This window comes from Streptomyces sp. NPDC026515 (assembly GCF_055567595.1).
The window spans coordinates 501,113-520,534 of the sequence record NZ_JBVHQD010000003.1; the positions used below are offsets into that span (position 1 = coordinate 501,113).

General features: G+C 69.1%; 10 protein-coding genes and 4 pseudogenes. 5 read left to right on the plus strand and 9 right to left on the minus strand.

Annotated elements, in window-relative coordinates; all coding sequences use genetic code 11:
• Positions 1-265: 265 nt before the first annotated feature.
• The 3 genes and pseudogenes from ACZ4O3_RS08355 to ACZ4O3_RS08365 all read right to left on the minus strand — a co-directional run bounded on the left by ACZ4O3_RS08355 (position 266) and on the right by ACZ4O3_RS08365 (position 5,456).
• The gene (locus tag ACZ4O3_RS08355; protein WP_467721640.1) at positions 266-2,797 is read right to left on the minus strand and encodes a tetratricopeptide repeat protein; all 2,532 of its coding nucleotides are present in this window, start codon (positions 2,795-2,797) and stop codon (positions 266-268) included.
• Positions 2,798-3,482: 685 nt separating this feature from the next.
• A pseudogene (locus ACZ4O3_RS08360) lies at positions 3,483-4,673 on the minus strand (IS4 family transposase); the annotation flags it as partial.
• A gap of 45 nt (positions 4,674-4,718) precedes the next feature.
• Positions 4,719-5,456, minus strand: coding sequence for an amidase domain-containing protein (locus ACZ4O3_RS08365; RefSeq protein WP_362719960.1), 738 nt, complete (start codon positions 5,454-5,456; stop codon positions 4,719-4,721).
• A 316-nt stretch (positions 5,457-5,772) separates the two neighbouring features.
• On the opposite strand from ACZ4O3_RS08365, the pseudogene ACZ4O3_RS08370 reads away from it, so the two are divergent.
• A pseudogene (locus ACZ4O3_RS08370) lies at positions 5,773-6,444 on the plus strand (IS256 family transposase); the annotation flags it as partial.
• Between the two features lie 38 nt (positions 6,445-6,482).
• Here ACZ4O3_RS08370 and ACZ4O3_RS08375 read toward each other — a convergent pair.
• Positions 6,483-7,207: pseudogene (locus ACZ4O3_RS08375) on the minus strand (NAD(P)/FAD-dependent oxidoreductase); the annotation flags it as partial.
• Positions 7,208-7,703: 496 nt separating this feature from the next.
• Between ACZ4O3_RS08375 and ACZ4O3_RS08380 the strand changes: the two are divergent.
• A complete protein-coding gene (locus ACZ4O3_RS08380) occupies positions 7,704-9,926 on the plus strand; it encodes a peptidoglycan recognition protein family protein (protein WP_467721641.1) in 2,223 nt (740 codons plus the stop codon).
• A gap of 212 nt (positions 9,927-10,138) precedes the next feature.
• Here the strand turns inward: ACZ4O3_RS08380 and ACZ4O3_RS08385 are convergent, their stop codons facing one another.
• From ACZ4O3_RS08385 to ACZ4O3_RS08400, 4 genes and pseudogenes are all read right to left on the minus strand, one after another.
• Positions 10,139-10,822 (minus strand): integrase core domain-containing protein, encoded by a 684-nt coding sequence (locus ACZ4O3_RS08385; protein WP_467721676.1) that lies wholly within the window; start codon positions 10,820-10,822, stop codon positions 10,139-10,141.
• A gap of 56 nt (positions 10,823-10,878) precedes the next feature.
• Positions 10,879-11,019 (minus strand): annotated as a pseudogene (locus ACZ4O3_RS08390) (transposase); the annotation flags it as partial.
• Positions 11,020-12,019: 1,000 nt separating this feature from the next.
• A complete protein-coding gene (locus ACZ4O3_RS08395) occupies positions 12,020-12,832 on the minus strand; it encodes a hypothetical protein (RefSeq protein WP_467721642.1) in 813 nt (270 codons plus the stop codon).
• Positions 12,833-12,918: 86 nt separating this feature from the next.
• Complete coding sequence (locus tag ACZ4O3_RS08400; protein ID WP_467721643.1) at positions 12,919-13,551, minus strand: RNA polymerase sigma factor; 633 nt, start codon at positions 13,549-13,551, stop codon at positions 12,919-12,921.
• A gap of 450 nt (positions 13,552-14,001) precedes the next feature.
• Between ACZ4O3_RS08400 and ACZ4O3_RS08405 the strand changes: the two genes are divergently transcribed.
• From ACZ4O3_RS08405 to ACZ4O3_RS08415, 3 genes are all read left to right on the plus strand, one after another.
• Positions 14,002-14,493 (plus strand): DUF1877 domain-containing protein, encoded by a 492-nt coding sequence (locus ACZ4O3_RS08405; protein WP_362731245.1) that lies wholly within the window; start codon positions 14,002-14,004, stop codon positions 14,491-14,493.
• A 315-nt stretch (positions 14,494-14,808) separates the two neighbouring features.
• The gene (locus tag ACZ4O3_RS08410) at positions 14,809-15,426 is read left to right on the plus strand and encodes a hypothetical protein (protein WP_467721644.1); all 618 of its coding nucleotides are present in this window, start codon (positions 14,809-14,811) and stop codon (positions 15,424-15,426) included.
• A gap of 113 nt (positions 15,427-15,539) precedes the next feature.
• Positions 15,540-17,723: a bifunctional polysaccharide deacetylase/glycosyltransferase family 2 protein gene (locus ACZ4O3_RS08415; RefSeq protein WP_467721645.1), complete on the plus strand. Its 2,184-nt coding sequence runs from the start codon at positions 15,540-15,542 to the stop codon at positions 17,721-17,723.
• A gap of 923 nt (positions 17,724-18,646) precedes the next feature.
• Here ACZ4O3_RS08415 and ACZ4O3_RS08420 read toward each other — a convergent pair.
• A complete protein-coding gene (locus ACZ4O3_RS08420) occupies positions 18,647-19,384 on the minus strand; it encodes an SDR family oxidoreductase (RefSeq protein ID WP_467721646.1) in 738 nt (245 codons plus the stop codon).
• Positions 19,385-19,422: the final 38 nt, after the last annotated feature.

Genomic DNA, 19,422 nt, shown 5'->3' on the forward strand with positions numbered 1-19,422 from the left:
AATCGGTGGCTGCCAGAGTCGGGGGGCCAAGGGCGTTCCCGGACTCTGTGCCTCCTGTCGTATGAGATGCCCTCAGCAACGTGAGCGCATCTCGCAGCGAGGCAATCGGTCGCTCACCTGAAAGCCGGCGAAGCGGCGCCCTGCAGCAAGAAGTCGGTTAACCTCGACGCCAGTGACTTAACGGCTGCCGAACGGCTCGCCCGTCGGCGTTTCCGCAGGCCAGGACAGTGAGGGATGCATTAAGACGCGCTGTGGCCCGCACTGCCTACGGTTCTGATGCGCTCCGGTCAGCGAGGGTCGCGGCGGTACGGCGTGCTACCTCGGCTTCGGCTGGCCTGCCGCACCGCTCCAGGATCTCGGCGTGTTCCGCCAGCATCCCTGAAATATCTGCTATCGCCACTGCAGCATCAGCAGTTGTTGCGCGCCCGCAGGTGTCGACAACAAGGTCAATGACTTCCCGCGCCGCAGCCGTGTGTCCGAGCGCCTCCAGGCATAAAGCCCGAACGGCGAGAACCTCAGTCAGATCCTTGTTAAATGCTGCGGGTCGATCGGCCGCGAGGCTCTGGCAGGCCGTCTCCGCTTCCTCGGTCGCCCAAAGCGCATCCTGCAATCGGCCGCATCCAAGCAACAGAGCCGCATGTATCACGAGCCCAGCTGGCAATAACGACCTGAACGCATCGGCGTTCTCCTCGGCCAGTCTACGGTGGGTGGCGACCGCTGCCTCCGAAACTGCGAGTGCCTCTTCGGCGCGGCCTAGCGTTCCCAGACATACGGACTTGAAAGTCAGTGCGCTCGCGATGTCGTCGCTGCCCACTTCCGCAGCGCCGTCTCCGGGGCTGGCCACAGACAAGCTCCGGTAGATGGCGACGGCTTCGTCAAGCGCTGGCAGAGCATCTTCCGCGCGCCCGACGGAGAACAGGGCTCCGCCATAGTTCACCAGTGCATGCGCAAATGTGTGGCCGTACATTGAAAGGTCACAGTCAGCCAGTTCACGAAGGAGCGTGACCGCCTCCTCAACGGAGGTCAGTGCCTCTGCCGAGCGGTCAGCGTGTACCAGGTAACGGGTCAATCCCATCAGGCTGTTGGCGAGGTCATACGTGAACTCTTGCGGTCTCTCGGCTTCCAGGCGCCGGAAAATGGTGACAGCATCCGTGGTTGCCGCGGCGGCCTCCGCGTTTTGACCAGCGTTCGAAAGCCTACTGCCGAGACTGATGAGCCGGGATGCACGCTGGCTGGTGCCTGGCGATGTGAGGTGCACGATCCGACGCGCAATCACTACCGCCGGTTCTGCGAGGGCAAGCGTGCGGTCCGGGATGATGCTGTCGAAAGCTAGCAGGGTCGCCGCGTCAATTTCCTCCTTCTCCACAGTCTGTGCGATGAGACTGCCGACAGCAGGGTCGGTCTCGATCGCGACTGGGATCAGCGGCGGGATCAGCACGTGCGGAAAGGCAGCCAACGCTTCCTGGAGCCAGGTGATGACCCGACTGTCGGTCTGGGCGGCGCGAACCGCAATGGTCAACGCTCGCAGCAATCGCCGTGACTCAAGTGCCGTGAGCATTGCCTGCAGTGGGCCCGGATCATTGGCCAGCAGATCTCCGATGAGTCGCTCGGCGAGCCGGTCCGGCTGTAATGAACCCAGCCATTCTGGGTACCCGACAGTGCTGCCGTCCGAATCGGCCGGGTACAGGTCGCGCAGCCAGCGTGCAGCCCTTCCACGTAGTTCCGGTGACGCAATGAGATCGGGAACATACCGGAGCAGATCGGCGGCAGCGGTCTCGCTGTTGGCGCCTATCCATGTTCCCAGCGCGACCGCTCGGCGTTCAACGCTCGCATCGAGGAGGAGCACGCGCGCCCGCGCCGTTTGGTGCCAATAGCGCTCTTCATGTCGGAGCAGACGAGCGAAAACGTCGGTGCCAACGCCAAGTGTTACCGTCGAGTCTGTTTCACCCTGTTGTTCGACCACGGCCAGCAGGGCCGCTGCGTGCAGGGCAAGGATTACTATCTTCGGCTCGTGATCCGTGAAGACTGCGTCGGGCGGAGGAAGGCGGAGCCTCGCAGCAAACGCACTAACCGCGTCAACGAACGCTTCTTGACTGCTGCTGGCGGGCATCGCCTCAAGAGTGAGCGGTGGCGAGGCGATCAACGCCTCACTCAACGAGTCATCACAGCTATTGAGGAGTTCCTCCCACCACTCTCCGGCGCTACGCGCCAAGAGCAGGACCCGAAGCGGCGGCTGGTCCGGAACGCTCGCTGCGGCCCGAACTAGTTGCAGCAGGCCATTCCTTGTCTCGGCGTAGTCGACCACCAAGAGCACTGATTGACGCAACTCGCTCGCGATACGAACGGCATCGGCCTCTTCGCCCCGACGTACCCATCGCGTCTGCCATTTCGCATCAACAAGGTCGCGTCCGAGCTGCACGGTCAAACGGGTCTTTCCGGCACCACCTTCCCCAGTGATCAGCCGCACTTTCTGCTGCTGGGGATTCTGGCACCATTGAAGCAACTCCGCCGACTCCGGCCGACGGCGAAAGGGGACAACTTCGTTCTCCGGCCGTAACAGATCCGTGATGCTCTCGGTCGCGGCGTGCGAAACCATCGGCTGAAACACGGATTCGGCGTGTTCAGCCGTCGCCTCGCTACTGTTCCGCCGGGTGATGGCCGCCTCCCACAGCACTGGCGCAAAAAGTCCTCCCAGTCCAGTTGCGGCACCGATCCATGCTTCTGTCCAGAAGCCGAGCACGACCGCCACCACCACTGCACCACTGGCCAGAGCGATGACCCGTGTATCCACCCTCATGCTCGAAATTATCCCCTACAGAGCGTCAGGGCCGCGACGGTTGCGCACGCTCGAGTCTGTACGGTAAGTGGTGTAACTCGCGAGCTGGAAGCGGCAGCTGATGACTGACGTGACGAGTGATATCGAGGCCGGGGGGCCGTTGTGAGTGGGGCGGGCGCCGTGGATGACAGGCGGGTCGCCGAGCTGGTGGCCCGGGCCAGGCCGGTGGGGGTGAAAGCTCACCGGGGAGGGCGGTCTGCCACAGCAGCTGACCTGACCGGCGTACACGTGATCAGCGAGCGACGGACCTGACCTGGTCGACTGTCGACAGGGAGCTGGGCATCTCGTGGGTGATCCAGGCGTACTCCAGGGCCGCCAGGGCGGCACCCTTGCCGGTCGGCTCACCCGTCGGCGTTTCCGCAGGCCAGGACAGTGAGGGATGCGTTGAGTCACTGGTATTGGGGCTAGGCGCAATACCGGTAACTTAGGGCTTTGGTGTTTGTTTGACCCGTTTGGGTTTGGTGGCGCCAACGAGGGTGATGGCCGCGGTGGGTAGCGGGTGCGAGGCTCGATGGACAGCACGTTTGAGAGGCCAGTCGGCGACTCTACGTTTGATGACGCGGGGGTTGGTCCGGTGGCGTCGGGGAGGCAGGAGGCGTTCGAGGAGCTCGGTGTGGGTGGCTTTGATCGCGCGCGCGAGTCTGCCGGGGGAAAACGCCACCTGGTCGGTGACCTGGCGGCGCACGACGCGCAGCGAGCGGGGGAAGGAGATCCGGTCGGGGTCCCGGTCGGCTTGTCGTGCGGCCTGGTGCATCAGGTGCCGGATGGCGTGGTGGACGAGCAGGAAGCCGTGAAGTTCCTGCTCGGCCCCGTCGAGGTGCTGCGAACGCAGTACCAGGTGCGGCCCTCCGAGGCGGGTCTCGATTTCGTCGAGGGTGGGCTCGAACTCCCATCGCTGGGCGTAGAGGGCGGCCGGTTCCGCGGCCGGGGCCTGGTCCGGGTCGTGGATCGTGGTGAGGAGCCGGTAGACGCCCTCATGGCCGGCGATGGTGTATTCCACCGCACGTACCGGCACTCCACGACGGGTGTGGTGGATGTCGCTGCGGTCGAAGACTTCGGTGAGGTAGGAGCCGTCCGGCAGCTGCTCGACCACCGGCAGCACGAGGTCCTTGCGGACTCGCCACAGCAGGTCCGCCCCGGTGGCCACGGCTGCGCGCCACAGGTCCACGCCGTAGAAGCCGCGGTCGGCCAGCAGCATGCCCGGCCGCAGGGACACCAGGACCGAGTGGGCCAGAGCCCGCTCTCCGGTGCGCGGAGCCCCGATCGCAGCATCGAAGACAGCGTGAGTACCGCACTCCACCAGGCCGACCATGCGCAACTGCGGGTATCCGACATCCTGTTCGCCGCGCCCGGAGCGGGGCGGACGGCCGAACGCCTCCACGTTCGTCTTCGTGTCGGGCGGGTCGAATGTGGTGCCGTCGATCGCGGTCAGCCGCCAGTCGCGGTAGAAGGCGCCCTGAGTGTCCGGTGTGGCAATCGGACGGCACACCCGCGCGAACAACTGCCGCAACGGCGCCACCCCCAGCCGGGACCTGGCTTTCCAGATCGCCGCCGCACTCGGCACCACCCATGACGTGAGCCAGCGCCGAGCACCCTGCAAACCCGTGGTCAGCAGCCGGGCGACTTCCTCATAGCTCTGCCCGGAGAACGGGCGCATCGCCAACACGAAGTAGACCACCAGCCGGGCCGGAAACAGCCGGTTCCGCTGCTGCACGCGCCCCGTCTCCGCCAACACCTCGTCCACCAGCGACTGAGGAAACGCCTGCGTCAGCACCCCGACCGCGATCCGGTCCGACAACCGCTCACCAGATGACTTCAGTTGACCCGCTCTTGCCACACCAACAACAACGACCGCATTGCCCCTAAATTACCGGTATTGGGGCTAGGAGGGGCGGGCGTGACTGGCGTGGGATCGGATGAGATCCGGGTCGGAGGGCGGCTGAACGGCCGGCCGCTGTGATTTGATCACACCCGGATCGATATGGATAATGTGGGCGTATCCGCCCGTGTCGAATTTCTGGTACGTGCGTCGGTAATGCGCGTTGTTGTGGGCGTCGACGGTGGAATCCGCATCGCCCTTCACTTCTTGGGCCACGAGACCCGTGTGCAGCTTGTCCGAGTAGTCCGAGTTGAAGATGACCACCACGTCGCCGGGTTGAGCCTGGGCGGGGTTGTCGCCGATGTCCGCGCCGAGTTTGTAGTCCATGATGAAGTCGTAGAGGCTCCGGTAGCCGACGACGTCCGAGATCAGCAAGAGGTCGTATTCCTTGCCGTTCGGTGCCTTGTAGTGGTAGTAGGAATCCTGAGGATCATCCGGCCTGAGTCCGGGGATGAGGCCGCCCGCGGCAAGAGCGCGAGCGACGAACTCGGCGCATTCGAAATAGGGCTGAGCCTGGCCCTCCTTCACCCGCGGGATGTTGTCGTCCCATGCGCTCCAGTTCCAGTGGTTGTCCGCGTACTGGACGGCCGTCTTGCGCCAGTCGTCGGAAGCACGGGCGGCTTTCTGCGTTTTCTGGTGCGCGGCTGGAACCGCTTGCACGTGACCGGCGCTCATCCCCAGAAGTGCCGCTCCCAGGGTGACGGCGGGGAAAATGCGAAGGGATTTCCTCAGGACGGGCATGGAGGGCGCCTCTCTGTGGTTTCAGGTATCGCGCGCGGTCGTGCACTCGTGCGGCGGCACGCTGCCGTACCTCAGGACGATCTTGTCCGCGGAGCACCCCTTTACCTGCGGTCTGCCGAAAACTCACTCGGTAGGCCGAAGGAAATCCCCTCAGCGCACTCTCAATTCCGCAAGGCTGTTCCAAACGGGATCTCGGCCGATGCGGCTCCAGCGAGACCGGCGCGGCGTCGTCAACTTCGGCGAGCGGCCGCCAGGCCGTCGGTTGCCGAGGCGACCGCACCGTGACCGGACCGAAGACGCCCGCATGGTCCCCCCGTTCCTCGGCTCGGCGGCTGAGTTCTCACCGGCCACCGTCACCCGGCTCACCCAGCAGTGGCAGTCGACCATGCCGCCTTCATGGACCGCGACTTGTCCGAGGCCGACTACGTGTACGTGTGGGCCGATGGCATCCACCTCAACGTCCGGTTGGAGCAGGCCAAAGCCTGCGTCCTGGTCCTCATCGGGGTCCGCGTCGATGGCTCGAAGGAGCTGGTCGCTTTCAAGGACGGCTACCGCGAATCCGCAGCATCCTGGGCGGACCTGATGCACGACCGCGCCCGCCGGGGCGTGCGCGCCCCGGTCCTGGCGGTCGGCGACGGCGCCCTGGGCCTCTGGAAGGCCCTGTCCCAGGTGTTCCCGGCCACCCGCGAGCAAAGGTGCTGGGTTCACAAAACGGCCATCGTCCTCGGCTCCATGCCGAAGTCCGCGCGGCCCGGCGCGAAGAAGGCCATCCAGGACATCTGCAACGCCGAGGACCGCGACCACGCCGAGGCGGCGATCAAAACGTTCGCCAAAGCTCTACGCCGCGAAGTTGCGTGAGGCTGCGGACCAAGGTCACCCGCGTCTCCGGCTCCCGCACCGCCGTCCTGGCCATGGTCTTCAAACTCGTCGAGTCCGCCCAGCAGCGGTGGACGGCGGTCAACGCACCCACCTCGTGGCCCTCGTCCGGCCTTGGTGCAGCCGTGGTGGTCCAGGGCGGGCCGGCCTTTGGAATAGTTCGCGGCGGGGATCGTGGCCGATGGCGACGACAGGCCGGTCACGTCCGGGTCGCGGTTCTTGCCGGTGAAGACGTCGTGCAGGACGAGGCCGGAGAGCTTGCCGTCCTCTTCCTTGAGCTGGGCGATCCCGGTGTCGAAAGCGAAGAAGATCTTTTCGTCGGAGAAGGCGGGGTTCTGCATCACCTGGTAGGCCCACAGGCTGGAGCGCCGGCGGACGACGGTGATGGAGCGGACGAAGCGGGTGAGGAATGTGGCCTCTTCCATCGCGGTGTCGCCGCCGACGACCACGATGTCGCGGTCGTGGAAGAAGAAGCCGTCGCGGGTCGCGCACCAGGACACCCCGCGGTCCGAGAGTTCGTCCTCCTTGGGGATGTCGAGCTTGCGGTGGCCGGAGCCGGTGGGGACGATCACGGACCTGGCGTGGTGCACGGTGCCCGTGGTGTCGGAGACGGTCTCGATGTCGGTGGTGACGTCGGCCGGGACGATGTCGTCGTCGATCATCTCGGCCCCGGACCGCCGAGCCTGGGCGTGCATGTCGGCCATGGGGTCCGGGCCGTCGATGCCGTCGGGAGAGCCGGGGGAGTTTCCGACCTCGGTCGTCGTGGTGGGCGTACCGCGGACTCAGTTGGCGCCGCCGAAGATCAGCGGCTTGAGCTGGGCCCGCGCGGTGCGGAGGGCGGCGGTGCATCCGGCGGGGCCGGAGCCTGGTTGCATCCCTGGCCTGTCTGGGGGCGGTCCGGAGATCCCGCGTGATACCGCTCACGTCCGCCTGTGCTGGACCGTCCGCTCACGGTTTCCGGCGTGCAGGGGCCGCCAAAGCCGCAGTCGGCGTGCGTCCGTCCCAGCCCGAGTCCTGGAAATGTGACGTTTGATCGGTCGGGTGCGCTGGTATCCCAGGGCACTCCGGTGACGGCTGTGCCCAGCGATGGCTTATGACAACAACGGATCTTCTGGGTGGGGCATGAGAACTGAACACAGCGTCCGGCACGGTCGCCGTCGATCCGGTCCGAAGACGCGGACGTGGGTGGCGTTGGGGGCGGTAGTCCTCGGTGGCGGTGTGGCTGCGGCGACCGTCGCCCTGGCCGGCTCACCAGGCCATGGGGCGCCGTCCGCGCAGGGACCGATCAAGACGCATGTCCACTCACTGTCCCTGACCGGAGAAGGTGCGTCGCTCAAGACGCTGGGGACCCGGTCCACAGCTCCGTTCAGCATGGTCGGTGTCACCTGGAACGGCGCGCACGCCAAGTTGCGCGGCACGGTGGAGGTACGGACCCGTTCCGCCACTGACGGGCACTGGACCCAGTGGCTGAAGATGCAGCAGCCGGACGATCTCCCCGATGCCGCCGAGCTGAACCGTCCCGGTGTACGCGGCGGGATGTCCCCGATGTGGTCGGGGCCGTCGAACGGAATCCAGGTGCGCGCGACCGGCGCGGGCAGGACGACCGCATTGCCCGCCGGGCTGCGGGTGGACCTGGTCGATCCGGGCAGGCCCGCCACCAGCGGAACGCGGGACTCCGGCATGGGGCTGGCGAACTACGCCATGGATGCGACGGCCACCGACACGGCCTCCCCGACGGTCACCGACACCAGCTCGCCGACGGACAGCCCCGCCCCGGCGAGCACCGCGACGGCCACCACGGGCACCGGCGCCTCGGACACCCCGACCGCGACGGACTCCGTGCCGCCCACAGACACCGCCACGGCCACGGACCCCGTCTCCGCCACCCCGTCCGCCGGGACCTCCGCCCCGACCTCGCCGAGCGCGTCCCCGACGGCCTGGCCCGGCCAGCTTCCGACGATGTCCGAGGCGTACCCCTCCTGCACGGCCGCCCCGTCCGCGTCGGCGACCCCGCCCGACCCGATGCCGGCCGCGACCGTCTCGGTGGTGGCACCGCCCACCGTGGTGACCCGGGCCGGCTGGGGCGCGGATGAGTGCGCGCGGGAATCGGGCTACCCGTCGTACGGCTCGGCTGCGAAGGTGATGTTCGTCCACCACACGGACACCACCAACAGCTACTCCTGCGCCGACTCCCCGGCGATCGTGCGCGGCATCTACGCCGAGCACCTCAACCAGGGCTGGCGCGACCTGGGTTACAACTTCCTCGTCGACAAGTGCGGGACGATCTTCGAGGGCCGCTTCGGTGGGATGGCGCTACCCGTCGTCGGCGCCCAGACCTACGGGTTCAACACCAACAGCATGGGCGTGGCCGCCATCGGTACTTACACCGACCTCAGCGGCGGCGACTCCACGGCCAGCACCTTCACCGGGGCCGCGCCGAGCCAGGCGATGCTGGGCTCCATCGCCCGCATCGCGGCCTGGAAGTTCGGCATGACCGGCGTGAACCCGGGCACCGGTACCGCGTCTTTGCCCGAGGGCGCCGGCGACAGCTACGGCTTCACCCTGGGCAAGAGCTACAGCTTCAACGCGATCTCCGGCCACCGCAACGGCTTCGCTACCGACTGCCCCGGCAACCAGCTCTACAACGCGCTCAGCACGATCCGCTCCTACGCGGCCGGCCCAGTCGGCGCGGTCTCCGTCACCGGTTTGTCCGGCGGAGCCACCAAGTCCGGGACGAGCTACTACACCAAGGGCGCGGCCACGGTGAGCTGGACGACCACCACGCCATCCGCGGTGATCTCCGGCTTCGACGTCCTGATCGACGGCAAGGCCGTGGCCCACGCCTCCGGCTCCGTCCGCTCCGCCTCGATCTCGGTCGCCTCCGGCAGCCACACCGTCCAGGTGCGCGCCACCCACGTCCGAGGGACGACCACGCTTTCCGGCTCGGTCACCCTGGTCGGCGACACCACCGGGCCCACGTTCCCGACGGCTCCCGGAGTGCGAGTGCGCACCGGCACGGTGACTTCCACCTCTGTCCCGGTCACGGTGAGCTGGAAGGCCGCCGACAACGCGGCGCTCGCCAAAGTGACGGCGACCTCGCCGTCCTCGGCCACCTTCGGCCCGACGGTGACCTCCTGGTCGACCAGCGCCAAGCCCGGCACGTCGGACCTGTTCGCCCTGAAGGCGTACGACATGGCCGGCAACCCGACCGCCGCCTCCGTCTACCGGACGCCGAAGATCGTCCAGGAGACCTCCACCACCCGGACCGGCACCTGGACGCACAAGAACAGCACCAGCTACCTGGGCGGGTACTCCTACAGTTCCTCGTCCGCCAGGGCCTCGATCAGCTGGACCTTCACCGGACGCTCGGTGGCCTGGATCGTCTCGCGGGCCTCCGCCTCGGGCCAGGCGTACGTCTACGTCGACGGCACCAAGGCCACCACGGTGGACCTGAAGTCCTCCACCACCCTCTACCGCCAGGCGATCTGGACCAAGAGCTGGTCGACGGCCGCCAAGCACACCCTGAAAATCGTCGTGGTCGGCACCGCGGGCCGCCCGACCGTCACCACCGACGGCATCGCAACCGTCGGCTGAACCGCCGGCCGCACCTCACGAAGGAGCCCTCTGCCTCCGGGAAGTCCCGAGCGGAGGGCTCCTTCGGGCACATGAGGAATGCAGCCCCCCACCGTCTCTCCCGGGTTCTCAACTGCGCGGCAGGCGACGCTCTGCGTGTCCCGTTCGTGGGGCCGGGGCGAGGGAAGTGCGGACGTTGTGAACCGTTCCGGGTTCGGCAGACAGCTGGGATGTCACGCGCGGACGGGTTCGTTGGCGCGGGTGTGCTGGTGATGGTAGGCGGTTTTGAACTCGGCTGGTGCTGTGTGACCGAGAGCCCTGTGGAGCCGGCGGTGGTTGTACCAGTCGATCCCCTCGGCGGTGGCGAACTCGACGTCCGTGGAGGTCTTCCACCGCCCGCGGCGGTTGATCAGCTCGGTCTTGAACAGGCCGATGGTCCACTCGGCGAGGGCGTTGTCGTGCGCATCGGCGACACCGCCGATCGAGGGGGCGATGCCGGCCCAGCAGGGCACGTAGGTGAAGTCCGCCACCCACAGCCGGTCCGGGCGCGGCGCACGGAAGTCACAGTTGACCAGGTCGCCCGCGCGTCGTCCGTCCTTGCCGGGCACTGTGGTGCGGACCTTGCGGCCCCGCACCGCCCCGCCCAGGCCCGCGGCACGCATCAGGCGCTCGACCGTGCAACGGGCCACCGGTATGCCCTCACGCCGCAGGTGGTGCCAGACCTCTTCGCGCCACGTAGACCCTGTATCCGGCCTCGTGGATCCACTGGACCTCGGCGGTCGGCTCAGCGTCGCGCACCGACCGCGCCGCAGGCGGACGGCGCTCGGCCGCGTAGTACGTCGAAGGGCGATGGCCAGGATGCGGCGGATCGGTTCGACTCCGAACCGGTCGCGAAGGTTGTCGATGAAGCAGATCAGCGTGGCTGTCGGGGGTCGAGTTCCGCTGCGAAGAGAGCAGCTGCGGCCTGGAGAATCTAATTCACCCGCCGCAACTCGGCGTTCTCCTTCTCCAACTGCCGGATCCGCCCGGAATCGTCGCGGGTCGCAGCGGCCTGCGGGTCAGCCTGGGCATCGTGCTTCTTCATCCAGTGCCGCAAAGCCCCGGGATGAACGCCGGCGCCCTCTGCCGAACCCGGAACGGTTCATCGGGGACTGCTGCAGGGTCGCGTGACACCCTGGCCTGCCGCACGTCCTGGATTCCAGTTCTGGTGGCTGACTGACAGTCCTTCACGGAAGGCAGACAGTCATGCGCCGTCCCGCAGTCAGCCGGGGCTCGGGACGTTCGTACGGCTGGGGCCTTGTACTGCGGAAGTGGCTACAGCCTGTCGTCCGAAGGCATGCCCTCATCAACGGGGAAGCCAGGCTGATGGCAGGAGAGGGCTGTAGGTCCGGTCGTGTCACAGGTGCCGGTAGCCGTAGCCCTTGTCTCCGCGGGGTTTTCCGGGCCGTCCGCGTCGGGAGCCGTGCGCGGATGGGCGGCGTTGCCGGGCGGCGCCCGCCCGGCCCGGCCCAGCCCTCGTCCGCGCCACGCGCCGATCACCTCTTCCATGTCATCGCGCGCGATTCTGCCGAGTTGACGAACGTGCGGAGCGGCGACGCCGAGGTGGAATTCCGTCCTCGGGCTCATGGCTGCGTCTGCCGGGGGACCAGCGAACTGCCGACAAACCGTGCTGTCGGTGGTCTTCTGAAAGAGGACCAGTGTCGACCCAGGGCGGGCGAGCACTGGTTCAGCCTTCGAAGACCGCCGACACCGCGCTCCGGCGCGACGATCGAGGTGCGGGGCGCCAGGGCGGCGCCGGTTCCGCCCTCGTGACCAAAGTGGTTGTTCCGGTCGGATCGCACTCCCTTCGACCGTGCTTGGCCGCCCATACGGGCACGTCGAGGGCATGGCGCCGGACGGCAGGGGAGGAATGCGTCTGCATCGTTGCTTCCGCGACCCGGATGCCTGGACATCCAGAGCTCCCGAATGGTGCGTCGCCGATGTGCATCGGACCGAGTGACGGCACTGGGACGTGCGCTCTCGGCTCCGGAGAGTCTCTTCCCTCGTCTCGGTCGACCATGGTGCGGTCCTGTGTCCGCCGTAGTCACACCGCTGCCGACCATCACGGCCCGCTCTCAAGGCTCGCCGAGCGGCTGTTTGTTCTTGCCGTTGCCCTGGCCGCCGTTCGCCTGCCCGCCGTTCGCCTGGCCGTTGCCGGCCGCGGCGGTGCCGCCTGCTGTGCCGGCGGCGGAGTGCGCGGCGCTCCTGCCGGACTTGCCCGAGCCGGTCGCGTGGCTCGGCTCGGCCGCCGCGCCTGCCAGCTGTTCGGCGCAGTAGGCGGCCACCTTGTCCTTACCGCCGGCTGCTGTGATCAACTCCTGCCAGGCCGTCGCGCCGAGCGTCTTGCCGTGGCCCTGGACATGGTCATAGGCGCGGCAGTGGGCTTCGGTGTCCTGGTCGGTGGCGGGCCGGTCCGTCGGCCGGGCCTTGCCGGAGGGCGGTGCCGAGGCGGCGCCGCCCGGCCGATTCGAAGCGGCCGCCGACGGGCTCGCCGTGCCCCGGCTCTGTCCGGCACCCTCGGTGGAGGTACCGACGGAACCGATGGCCGCGACCGCCACACCGCCCAGGGCAAGGCTGACGAAGACCACGCCGAACGTCAGCCTGACCGGGCGCCGCGCCCGCCGCTCGGCTGCCGGTCGCCAGTCGTCCCGGCGCCGGGTACGTGCACGATGCGCACCCGCAGCGCGGGCGGCCCGGAACGCGGCCACGGCCTGCTGCTCGCCTTGCGACCCGGGATCACCTGCACGAACGGCGACGGCCAGCGCGGTCTCCAGCGCTGCGTCCTCAAGTACGGTGTCGTCGCCCGCGTCCCGAGGGTCCGACAGGGTGCCGTCGGGCCGCACACGCCGACGGCCCCCCACCCCGTCGCCGCTCAGCCGTTCACCCATGTCCGTTTCCGTTTCTGTCCGACCGCTTCGGTTCGTCCGCCATGCCGGCTCGCACGCCTTTCGGTCGATCCTGCCGCGGTTGCCGTTCACGTCGGCTCCCCCAGCGCGCGGGAAGCCACATCCGTCACACGCTGCTCCACTTCGCCACCGATATCCAGCTGACGGGCGAGGCGTTTCAGGCCCCGGTGGGCGGCCGTGCGCACCGCACCCGGCCGCTTGCCCAGGACGCGCGCGGCCGCCGGACCGTCCAGACCGACCACGACCCGCAGCAGCACGGCCTCGGCCTGGTCCTGCGGCAGTCCGTGGATCAGCTCCAGAGCCCACTTCGTGGAGAGGGACTCCAGAGCCTGCTCATGAGTGTTGTACGGGCCGGCCAGATCCAGTACGTCCTGGTCGGTACCGCTGGCCTGGGGCCGCACCCGCCGACGGCGCAGGTGGTCCAGCGCCCGGTGCCGGGCGATGGTCGCGGTCCAGCCGCGAAAGCCGGCGCCATCCCCCTTGAAGCGTCCGAGGTCACGGGCTATCTCCAGCCAGGCGTCGGACGCCACGTCCTCCGCGTCGTCGCCGACGACGCCCCGCAGGTAGCCCAGAAGGCCCGGCTGCACGATCTGGTAGGCGACCGCGAAGGAACTCTCGTCGCCCCGCTGCGCGCGCACGACCGCCGCACCCAGCTCCCCGTCGTACTCATGTACACGCCGGGGTTGCCGTACCTGGCCCAAGATTGCCCTCGTTCGCACCGTTCACAACCGAATTCCGCCGTCCGTCGCGCTCCGGTCGCAACGACGGCCCCACGACAATCAGCGCACGCTCTCCCGGAAACGTCACAACGCCCAGGAGCCCTGTCCGCTATCGCCTGTCTCCCGGTGATCAAGTGCTGGATTCGGCAGGCACGACGGCGACTGAGCGGGACCGGTGCCGTCCGAACAGGGCGACGCTTCCAGCGGGCCCCGCGCTGGGGAGCTGGTCGAGCCCGGTACCGCACCGGTAGCGGCGATCCCCACCGGTTGTCGGGCCCCAGCCCGCCCTCGGCCCTCTCTCTGTGTGCCGTTTACGACTCGCCCCGCGAGCGGCGCGGAGAGGACCGGACAGACTCGAGGCGAGCGGTCGCTCCCGTCCCCCCGCACCGTGGGGCGTGTGATGTTCCGGCACTTCCGTGCGCTCCCTCTGTCATGAGTACGCATGTCCGTCTGCGAGCGGTGCCAGCCCCGGCACTGCGCAACAGTCCGGCCTGGCTTGGGCGACTTTTCGCGAGCGACGGGGAGTCCCTCCGCCACCTGGTCGGCCGGTGCCCCGAGGGGATCCTGGACGCGTGTTGTCTGGACCAGGAGCGTATTTACACCAGCGCTCCGCTGGAGGCTCCAGGGGGCCGGCTCCAGGCCCAGGTGGTGCTCGGCGGCCGCCCAGTGTTCCGCAACCGGAGCGAGCCGCCGTTGCTGGTCCTCACGGCGGCCCAGACCCGCCGGGTGGCCGGATTTCTGGAGCACGCCGACTTCGACGCACTGTGGGACCTCGCCCGGGACCGGCTGCTTCCTGGTGACGGTGGGATGACCGAGGCCGAGACGTCACACGCGTTCATCGTCACGCACCGGGCGCTACGGGCGTTCTACACGCACGCGGCCCAGTGGGGGGCAGCGGTGGTGAAGTGCTGTTCCGAGGTGTGAGGGGTCGCGATCCAGGACGGGCCGGGAACCGCCGCGAGGCGGGACCTGCGGATCCGCGGGGTGGGACGTGTGGCTGTGTGAGGTGGGAGGTGTAACAGTTTCGGCCCGCTGCGCTCTTTTCATGCGAACGACCACGTTGGTCGTCCTGGAGAGGAGGCGGGACTCGTGCAGTGGACGGGCGATGGTGGCGCAGGGTACGGCGAGGAGCCCCATGCCGGCCCGGGTCATGGGTATGCCCATGGTCAAGAGGCCACCGGGGGCACTACCGCTGACACGGTCACGGCGGATCCGGCGCCCTCGGCCGCCGGTGGGCCGGTGTTCGTCACCGGGCCGGACCACCCCGCCGGGGCGGAGTGGGACTCTCCGCACGGTGACGTCATCACGGTGCTGCCGGCGGACCATGACGAGCCCGGCCGCCCGGTAGCGGAACCGGACACGCCGGAGAGCGATCCGGCGCCCGTCTTCGTGGACGCCTCGGGTCGCCGTCAGCACCGCGTGCGCCGCGCCGCGCAGTTGCTGGTGATCCCCGCCGCCTGCTACGTCGCCCTGCTCATCAGCACGGTCCTGGGCGGCCCCACCATCAGTGCCCCGTTCGTCCCGTTGCCCGATACCCCTCGCACGGCCACGCCCCACGCGATCGTCCCCGACTCCCGGTCCGGCGCCGGCCACTCCGCAGGGAGTGCAGGCTCCAGCGAGGCGTTCGACAGCCCCGGTCCCGGTGCGCGTCAGACGGCCTCCGGCTTGGCCGGTCGTCCGACGGCCTCGATCGCCCCCGTGGCCACGCCCGAGCCCACCACGGCGACGAGCGGCACCACCTCGCCGGCAGGCACCGCGTCGCCGACCGCCACCACCGCGACTCCCAGCGCCACTCCCACCACGGCGCACTCCACCAAGGGGCGCACCATCGCCTCGTCCCACAAGCCCGTGAAGTGAGCCAAGGCCCTGACGTGACCGATCGCCGACGCCGCACCGTTACGCCGCGCCTCCGCGGCCGCACCCGCAGAGTCACCCCCCGCACTCACTGGCTGTTGCTGTGCGTGCTCGTGGTGACCCTGTCTGCGGCCCTGCTGCTGCAGGGCTACACCCACCACATGTTCCAGATCACCTCGGACGACGTGACCGGTCCCCTTGGCCGTGCCGACACGGTGCCCGGGCAGGTGGCGCACGGCGGCCCCGTGATTGCGGGCGCCGCCGGTTCCCCGCACACCGCCCGCCCGAAGACCCGCACCATCGCCCTGACCTTCGACGACGGCCCCGACCCGGTCTGGACGCCACGCATCCTGGACGTGCTGCGCCGCAATCACGTGCACGCGACCTTCTTCGTGGTCGGCACCCAGGTGGTCGCCCACCCGGAACTGGTCCGCCGGATCGTCGCCGAGGGACACCAGATCGGCATCCACACCTTCACCCACCCAGACCTCTCCCGCATCGCCCCCTGGCAGCGCTCCCTGGAGCTGCGCGAGACCCAACTGGCGGTGGCGGGGGCCGCCGGCGTCACCACCGCGCTTCTCCGACCGCCGTACTCCTCGGAGAACGACGCCCTGGACGACGCCGACTGGTCCGTCCTCGAACAGGCGGACACGGCCGGGTACGTCACGGTGCTCTCCACCCTGGACGCCGAGGACTGGCAGCGCCCCGGCACCGCCCGCGTCCTCGCGAACGCGACACCGCGCGGCAAGGCCGGGCAGGTGGTGCTGATGCACGACGCCGGAGGCGACCGTTCCCAGACCGTCGCCGCCCTGAACGCCCTCATCCCCCGGCTCAAGGCACAGGGCTTCCGGTTCTCGACGGTCGGCGCCGCGGTCGGCATGGCGGACCCCGTCCGGCCTGCCGGGCTGGGCGACCATCTCCAGGGCATCGCCCTCGTCAAGATGCTGCAACTCGGCGACGGGACCATCCGGCTGCTCGGCGTGCTGATGTACGCGGCCGGAGCGATCAGCGTGCTGCGCGCGGGGGCCGTACTGGTTGCGGCCCGCAGGCACCGACAACTGCGGACGGGACGCCGGGCCAGGCCCTGGGGGCCGCCGGTGACCGAACCGGTCAGCGTCATCGTCCCGGCGTACAACGAGAGCGCCGGAATCGAGGCGGCCGTACGTTCCCTGGTCGCCTCGGACCATCCGGTGGAGATCATCGTGGTCGACGACGGCTCCACCGACGGCACCGCAGACCTGGTCGAGTCCCTCGGTCTGCCGGGAGTGCGGGTGATCCGGCAGCGGAACGCGGGCAAGCCGGCCGCGCTCAACACCGGCCTGGCCGCCGCCACCTGCGACCTGGCGGTCATGGTCGACGGCGACACCGTCTTCGAACCCGACACCGTCCGCACGATCGTGCAGCCCTTCGCCGACCCTCGGGTGGGCGCCGTCTCGGGCAACGCGAAGGTCGTCAACCGCGGTGGCCTGCTGGGCCGTTGGCAGCACATCGAGTACGTGGTCGGCTTCAATCTCGACCGCCGCCTCTTCGACCTCGCCGAGTGCATGCCGACCGTGCCCGGCGCGGTCGGGGCGTTCCGGCGCCGGGCACTGCTCGCCCTCGGTGGGGTCAGCGACGTCACCCTTGCTGAGGACACCGACCTCACCATGGCGCTGTGCCGGGCCGGCTGGCGTGTGGTGTACGAGGAAGGGGCGGTCGCCTGGACCGAGGCGCCCGCATCGCTCGGCGCCCTGTGGCGGCAGCGGTACCGTTGGTGCTACGGCACCCTGCAGGCGATGTGGAAGCACCGCGGCGCGCTGGTGCAACGCGGCGCCGCCGGAAAGCTCGGCCGCCGTGGCCTTGTCTATCTCCTCCTCTTCCAGGTCCTGCTGCCCCTGCTGGCACCGGTCGTGGACGTCTTCGCCGTCTACGGCCTGCTCTTCCTCGACCCGGTCCGGATCACCGCCCTGTGGCTCGCCTTCCTGCTTCTGCAACTGCTGATGGGCCTGTACGCGTTCCGCCTCGACGGCGAACGCCCCGGCCCGCTGTGGAGCCTGCCGCTGCAGCAGTTCGTCTACCGCCAGCTGATGTACCTGGTGGTCATCCAGTCCGTCTTCACAGCCGTGTCGGGTTCACGGCTGCGGTGGCAGCGCATGGAGCGCTACGGCAGCCTCCAGGCGCCGACGGGCAAGCAGACATCCGCCCCGGAGCCGTCACCGTACGAGTCCGTCCAGCAGTCGACGTCGTACGAGGGTCATCCACCGATCCGGACCGGCGCTGTCCGCGGGTATGCACCCGGAGAACGACATCGTCGGCAGTGAGGCGTGCCTTCGGCCGGTCCAGGCCGTCATCAGTGGACGGCGCGTCCTCGCCCGCTCGCCCGATGGGAGAGCAACGCCTGACCCTGGCCGCCTTCCCGGACGGCTGGGACGCGGCGGGCGGGGAGCACCGTAGTAGCGCTGTGCGGGCGCTGCCGAGCCGCGTCACAGCAGGGAAGAGAGAAGGGCCGGGGCGGAGTGCGGGGAGCGCTGCGTGACCGTGGGCCCGGGGGTGGGGCACAGATCCTGCGCCGCGGTGCGGGAGGAGATCCGACCGTGCTGCCTGCACCTGCTGGCAGGGGGCCGGCGTTTCACGCGGCGTCGACGTCACGATGCGCCGACGGAGATCGCCCAGCGCATGGCCACGATGCGTCCTGATCGGCTCGCCGACAGGTCAGGCCAGGGACGACGGTTCGACGTCGAGGTGGTCGGTGAGCCCTTCACAGCAGGGACAGAGGACCTGCCACCTGCGACCTCGGCGCACCCGCCACCGGTTCGGCCTTTGCCGGGGCTCGATCCCGACCGACTCCAGCAGCCACTGCTGCGCGGGCGCGAGCCGGTCCCCCCGGCCCGCTGCCCGGCCGCCCACACCCCCAGGTCCTCGCCCCGGACGATGAGTTCACCCGCTCTGGCCGGGACGCCGCCGCCCGCCTTCCTGTGGGCGAGGACGAGCCGGCAGCTCCCACGCGGAGCACCATCCGGGGTCGAGGTCGGCCAGGGCCTCGATACGCGCCTCTGACAGCCCTCCCGTGTACGGAAGGATCGATTCACCCGCTAACGAGCAAAACGGTGAGCGATTCTGTCGCCCTGACCGATCGCTGCGGTGCCGCCGGGCCGCGCCTCGCCTCGCCGCCCGCATACTGCCCACCGACGGCACCGCCCTCCGTCCCGCCGTCGGGCACGCCGCGGCCCCGGCGCCTGATCCGTCAGCCCTGTGCGGTGGGGCGGACGACGAGCTCATTGACGTCGACGTTCGATGGCTGGCTGATGGCGAAGGCGATCGCTTCGGCGATGGCCGCGGCGGGGATCGCCAGCTGCTCAGCCGCCGCGCGGGCAGCGCCCTGGGCTTCCGGTGAGCCGCCGCGGTGCGTCAGCTCGCTGCGTGTGAATCCGGGGCTGACGACAGTGACCCGGATGTCCCGGCTCTCCTGCCGCAGCCCCTCCGACACGGCTGCCACGGCGAACTTGGTGGCACTGTAGACGGCGGCCGTCGGATCCACCCGGTGCCCCGACACCGACGACACGTTCACGATGTGGCCACCTGCCTGCCGCCGCATCTGGGGCAGCACGGCGGCGATTCCGTGAAGCACGCCGCGCAGGTTGACATCGATCATCTGTTCCCACTCGGCGATGCGCAGATCCTCGACCGGTGACAACGGCATCACGCCGGCGTTGTTGATCAGCACGTCGATGCCGCCGTACTCCTCCACGCCGGCCGCGGCGAAGGCACGCACGGAGTCGAGACGGGTCACGTCGAGTTCGCGGTGGGTGACCGAACCGCCCGCCGCACGGAGCTCTCCGGCGATGGCGGCCAGCCGGTCGGTCCGGCGGGCGCCGAGAAGCACACGGTGGCCGAGCCCGGCGAGCCGGCGCGCGGTGGCCTCGCCGATGCCGCTGCTGGCGCCGGTGATCAGGACGGTCTTGGATTGTGCTGGCGTGTCCACGTGTGCTCCTTCAGATATGCCAAGACGGCGAATGCCGC

Bases quoted from the DNA above. Each gene is read 5' to 3' on its own strand.
- ACZ4O3_RS08355 (WP_467721640.1), bottom strand. From the start codon at position 2,797: ATGAGGGTGGATACACGGGTCATCGCTCTGGCCAGTGGTGCAGTGGTG.
- ACZ4O3_RS08365 (WP_362719960.1), bottom strand. From the start codon at position 5,456: ATGCCCGTCCTGAGGAAATCCCTTCGCATTTTCCCCGCCGTCACCCTG.
- ACZ4O3_RS08380 (WP_467721641.1), top strand. From the start codon at position 7,704: ATGGTCGGTGTCACCTGGAACGGCGCGCACGCCAAGTTGCGCGGCACG.
- ACZ4O3_RS08395 (WP_467721642.1), bottom strand. From the start codon at position 12,832: ATGGGTGAACGGCTGAGCGGCGACGGGGTGGGGGGCCGTCGGCGTGTG.
- ACZ4O3_RS08405 (WP_362731245.1), top strand. From the start codon at position 14,002: ATGAGTACGCATGTCCGTCTGCGAGCGGTGCCAGCCCCGGCACTGCGC.